This is a genomic window from Chrysiogenia bacterium, assembly GCA_020434085.1.
GTDB lineage: Bacteria > JAGRBM01 > JAGRBM01 > JAGRBM01 > JAGRBM01 > JAGRBM01.
In genome coordinates this window covers 1-5,141 of the sequence record JAGRBM010000168.1, presented here as the reverse complement: position 1 = coordinate 5,141, position 5,141 = coordinate 1, and the positions used below count along the sequence as shown (strand labels likewise).

Below are 5,141 nucleotides of genomic sequence, written 5' to 3'. Positions count from 1 at the left end.
CGGCTGGTAAAGCGCGCCTGGCTCCAGTCGCGGTCGATGAACTGGTTGATCGGCGGGAACTGGTTGCGCGCCAGGTCGATGAGGCGTGTCTCCCCCGAGAAGGTCGAATGGTCGTAGGGAAGTTTGCGCCCGTCGCCGCTCAGTGCGTTGTGCACCTCGCGCACCACGTCGGGCGTGCCTACCACGCCGTGGAGTTCCTTGATGGAATCCAGGTAGCGCTCGAGCCGGCTGAGGTTCGCATAGTTGCGCAGGTCCTTGAAGTCGCCCTTTTCACCCTGGACGATCATTTCAAATGGAAGCGTGCCGCCGAGCTTTTCCTCGAAATAGGCATGGGTCTGCTGCATGGGACTTCCCTTCTTGAAGAAGGTCAGCGGATTGGTCTCCACGCGAATCAGACTGATCGCCGCCCCCGCCCCGATGGCCAGTGCCAGCCAACCCACCACAAGGAACGGGGCCTTTGTCAGATTCAGGTCGGCGAACTTGTCGAGGATGCGGCTGAGAATGTCGGCGTCCTCACCCTCGCGCTGAGGAATCTTTGCCGGCGCCTTGGGGAAGTAGCTGAGCACGATGGGAATCACCGTGATGGTGAGAACAAAGCTCGCCATCACGCCGGCCGCCGTATAGAGGCCCGTCTGCACCACGGGCAGCACCCGCGCGCTGGTGAGCGTGAGAAAGCCCACGGCGGTCGTAAAACTCGAATAGAAAGCCGGCGGGATGATGTGGGTCATCGCGCGCAGCAGGGCCTTCTCGGGCGTTTTCTCCTCATCGAGAAAACCGGTGTAGGCCAGCAGGAAATGGATCGAGTTGGTGACTGAAATGGCCACAATGAGCGGCACCACCACCGAGGATGCAATGGTGAGCGGCGCGCCCGCGGCGCCGAAGATCCCCATGTTCCACACCACGCTCAGTAACAAAATCGTGATGGGGATGATGATCCCGGTAAAACTGCGCAGAGAGAGCCAGAGTAGCAGCACGACAAGCAGCGCCGCCGCGCCGCCCAGAATGACCAGGTTGCTCAAAATCAGGCGGTAGAGCTCGGTCAGGTAGATCGGCGTGCCGGCGATGTGGATGTTGCCCTTGTCGAAGGGCGCGATCACTTCCTCGATGGCCTTTGTCATTTCAAGGCGCACGAAATTGTCGTTTCCGGGATTGCGCATCTGCACGACGATGAACGCGGTCTTGTCGTCCTCGGAAACAAGCAGGTTGTCGTAGAAGGGATTCTCTTCGATCTTCGTCTTGACGATGGCGGCGCCAAGGCGCGAGAGCGAGACATCCTCGACAATGGGCACGCCGACGGGCAGGCCGTCCTTGGTGCTCTTGAACTCCTTGGCGTTGGTCAGCGAGAGCGTCGTCGCGGTATTGGGCGCGCCCTGGATGCGCTGGGTAATCTCGGCGATCTCGCTGAGCGTCTCCTTGGTGAAGATGCTCTCGGGCGCTTCGTAGGCGATCAGGATGAATTCGTCGGAACCGAAGTGCTTCTTGAGCTCGGTGTAGCTCTGCAGGTCCGGGTCGCCGGGCAGGAAAAAGGCCTCGAAGTCGGTCACGATCTGCAGGCGCGTAATCGCCCAGCCAAGTCCCAGGGTCAGCACGATCACGATGCCCAGGATGAGCTTTCGTCGCTTCAAGATGAGGCTGGAAATCTGTTCAACCACGCTCGCCTGCTCCTGCCGGGATGCTTTGAATCAGTGATGGGCCCGCGCGCTGTGCGCCGAAACATTGTGGAACCGGCGCGAGCCTAGCAAACTCCCCCGGCCGAAAACAGGGAGAGGCGCTGTAAAAACCTGTATTCCTGCATCAGGGGGACACCGCTCCAATGAGGCGTCATTCTGAGCGAAGCGAAGAATCGGCTGGAATCAGCAACAATCTTCGACAACGCGATCCTTCGCTTCGCTCAGCGATGACACCTCTTGAATACCCGGCCCTGTGCGCGCTCAGTGCATCTGTTCGGGGTGCAGCATCCGGGGATCGGGAAGCGATCCCAGCGGCACCTGACGTTTCTCTCCCTGACGTCGCGGCAGGTAGACCGTAAAGGTCGAACCCCGCCCGGACGCCGACTCCACTTCAATCTTTCCGCCATGGCTCTCGGCGATCCACTGCACGATCGAGAGCCCCAGACCCGTCCCGCCCTCGCGGCGGTTGCGCGCCTTGTCGGTGCGATAGAAGCGCTCGAAGATCTTCTCCCGGTCTTCCTCGGCAATGCCGATGCCCGTGTCCGAGACCTGGAGCGCCGCATAAAAGGCATTGGCCCGCGTCGCGCGCACCACCACGCGCCCGCCCTCGGGCGTGTAGTGGATCGCATTCTCGACGAGGTTCAGCACAAGCTGTTTGAGCCGGAACACGTCGCCCTGGATCTGCACATCGGCCAGACCCGGCAGCACTTCGAATGTCAGGTGCTTGGCCTCGGCCAGCGGCTGGACGTGCATGGCCGCTTCCTCCACGAGCGCCGAGAGGTTCACCTCGGCAAACTCCATGGGGATGCTGCCGGCATCGGACTTGGCCAGCAGAAGCAGATCGCCGGTGATGCGCGTGAGACGGTCGATCTCTTCGAGCGAGCTGACCATGGTCTCCTGGTATTCTTCAACCGTGCGCGGGCGGCGCAGCGCCAGCTCGATCTCGCCCTTGAGAATGGCCAGCGGCGTCTTGAGTTCGTGGGAAGCGTCGGCGGTAAACGCGCGGATCTGGTCGAAGGATTCATCCAGGCGCTGGAGCATTTCGTTGAAAGTCTGTGCCAGGCGCCCGATCTCGTCGTCTGTCCCGGGCTCTTCGAGCCGCTCACTCAGGTTCTCCGCGCCGATCTGCCGCGCGGTGCGGGTGATGCGGTCAACGGGCTTCAAAGCCTGGTTGGCCAGGAACCACCCGCCCACGCTGGCCAGCAGCAAGACGCCCGGCAGCGCCAGCATCAGCGTAAACGCCAGCTTGGCCAGGGACTGCTCGACGCTCTCGAGCGAAGCGCCCACCTGCACGAGGTTGCCGGTAAAGCGCCCGCCCGCAATCACCGGCATGGTGATGACGCGCACGGGTTCGGGGCCAAGAAAGCGGAAGCTCTCGTAAGTCAGCTTGCCCTGCACCGCGTTGCGCAGCGCAAGCTGCGAGAGCGGGAAGTCGTCCTTCTTGCGCTCTAACCACTCGGGCGCGCGCAGGCCGGTGATGTCGATGACTTGCACGTATTTGTCGACGCCGCGCATGCCGAGCATGCGCTCCATCAGATCGCGCTGGCTGGTCAACGGCCACAGGCCGGGGCTTCCCTGCAGGTTCAGGCGCGCGACATTCACCGCCGCCGAGCGAAGCGCCGCATCGGCGCTCGAATAGAGCGAGTTTTTTAGCAGGGCGTAAAGGATTCCCGAGAACCCCGAAAGGGCCACCAGCAGCAGGCTCATATACCAGACGATCAACCGCTGCCGGATCGTCAGCTCTCTGGAGTCTCGGTTACGGGGCATCTTCGCGCATCACGTACCCTACGCCGCGAACGGTGTGAATCAGGCGCGCCTCTTCGGGAGTCTCTTCGAGCTTGTTGCGCAGGTGGTTGACGTAGACATCGACAATGTTGGTCATCGAATCGAAGTTGATGTCCCAGACGTGCTCGCTGATGATCGTGCGCGTGAGGATCTTTTCCTTGTTGCGCATGAAGAATTCGAGCAGTGCGTATTCCTTGGCGGTCAGGTCGATCTTGCGTTCGCCGCGTCGCACCTCGCGCGTAACCGGATCGAGCGAGAGCTCGCCCACCTTGAGCGTGGCCGCGCGCTGGCCGCCGGCGCGGCGAAGCAGCGCGCGCACGCGGGCAAGGAGCTCGGTAAAGGCGAAGGGCTTTGCCAGGTAATCATCGGCACCCAGATCGAGCCCGCGCACGCGGTCGTCGATCTGGTCGCGGGCGGTGAGAATCAGAATCGGCGTGTCGTTGCTTTGGGCCCGCAGCTTTTCGATGATCTGGAAGCCGTCCATGCCTGGCAGCATCAGGTCGAGCACCAGCAGGTCGTAGGTCGTGGTGCTGGCCAGGTCGAAGCCCTCCGTGCCGTCGTTGGCGACGTCCACGGCGTAGGATTCTTCGGTGAGCCCCTTCTTGATGAAGCTGGCGACTTTCTTTTCGTCCTCGACGACGAGAATTCTCATGAATCCTGCATGCTCCTTGGCATTCCGGGCTGCCCGGCACTGGCCGGGGGCTCCGGATGCCCCCACCCGGATGCTTCGCAGGGGTTTCCTGCAATCGCTTTCATTAAAATTAGGGCCGCCGGCGCGAAGTAGTCAACTGGTAGAGCGCCTTAACCAGTTAAAATCGTTTCATTTTTCCCGATCCGGGGGCGCCCTGCCGCCCGCCTGCCGGGTCCGCGAGCCCGCAGCGCTTTTCGCCGCCTGTGGCAGGGATTACAAGCATGGGACGGCCCGCTCCACTAAGATACGGGCCATCCGGGCCCGCCCGGAGGGAAGAGACCCGATGCCCGAGACCCCACGTGCCGAGACGCACCACGTCAAAACCCGGGACGGCTGGAAAGTCGCCCTGCACAACTATGCCCGCAACACCCGCAAGCACCCGGTTTTCCTCTGCCACGGCCTGGGATCGAACCGCTACGACCTGGACTACGGGCGCGAGAAATCCCTGGCCAAGTTCCTCCACCGCAACGGCTACGACGTCTGGGTAGTCGAGCTGCGCGGCGCCGGAGAGAGCTCGAAACCCCGGCCCTGGAACAGGCTGCGCTACAACTGGTGCTTTGACGACTACGTGGTCCACGACCTGCCCGCTGCCCTGCGCTTTGTGACCAGCAAGACCGGCGCCGACGGGGTTCACTGGATCGGCCATTCCATGGGAGGAATGCTTGCCTACCCCATGATGCAGGCGGTCGACGACGGGCTCATCCGCACGGCGACGACCATCGGCTCGCCGCTGATGACCGACGAGAAAAATGCCGAGCTCGGCGGCGTGGTGGGCGATCCGAGCGCCGCCATGCGCTTTCTGCCCTTCGTTCCCCAGAAGCTACTGCTACAACTGGCCATGCCCCTGGCACCGGTCTTTCTCGAAGAAATCGTTTCGCGCGGCGACAAGGTCCTCTGGAACGGCGAAAACATGGACCGCAAGGATCTGGTGCGCCTGGGGCGCCGCGCGGTGGAGAACCTGCCCGTCCACCTCATCCGGCAGATGCAGGAGTGGT

The 5,141-nt window shown here is 62.5% G+C and carries 4 protein-coding genes; 1 reads left to right on the top strand and 3 read right to left on the bottom strand.

Features of this window, described 5'->3' with window-relative positions:
- From KDH09_05695 to KDH09_05685, 3 genes are all read right to left on the bottom strand, one after another.
- A partial coding sequence (locus KDH09_05695; protein ID MCB0219170.1) for an MMPL family transporter occupies positions 1-1,652 on the bottom strand: 1,652 nt, incomplete at its 3' end.
- Positions 1,653-1,931: 279 nt separating this feature from the next.
- On the bottom strand, positions 1,932-3,437 hold the full coding sequence (locus tag KDH09_05690) for a HAMP domain-containing protein (protein ID MCB0219169.1): 1,506 nt from the start codon (positions 3,435-3,437) through the stop codon (positions 1,932-1,934).
- Entirely contained in the window at positions 3,427-4,107 is a 681-nt protein-coding gene (locus tag KDH09_05685) for a response regulator transcription factor (protein MCB0219168.1), read from the bottom strand. The genes KDH09_05690 and KDH09_05685 overlap by 11 nt, the downstream gene beginning before the upstream one ends.
- Before the next feature lie 322 nt (positions 4,108-4,429).
- Between KDH09_05685 and KDH09_05680 the strand changes: the two genes are divergently transcribed.
- Positions 4,430-5,141 (top strand): alpha/beta fold hydrolase (locus tag KDH09_05680; GenBank protein ID MCB0219167.1); only part of this gene is annotated, 712 nt, incomplete at its 3' end.

Excerpts from the sequence above, each read along its gene's own strand:
- KDH09_05685 (MCB0219168.1), bottom strand. The coding sequence starts at position 4,107 with ATGAGAATTCTCGTCGTCGAGGACGAAAAGAAAGTCGCCAGCTTCATC.
- KDH09_05690 (MCB0219169.1), bottom strand. The coding sequence starts at position 3,437 with ATGCCCCGTAACCGAGACTCCAGAGAGCTGACGATCCGGCAGCGGTTG.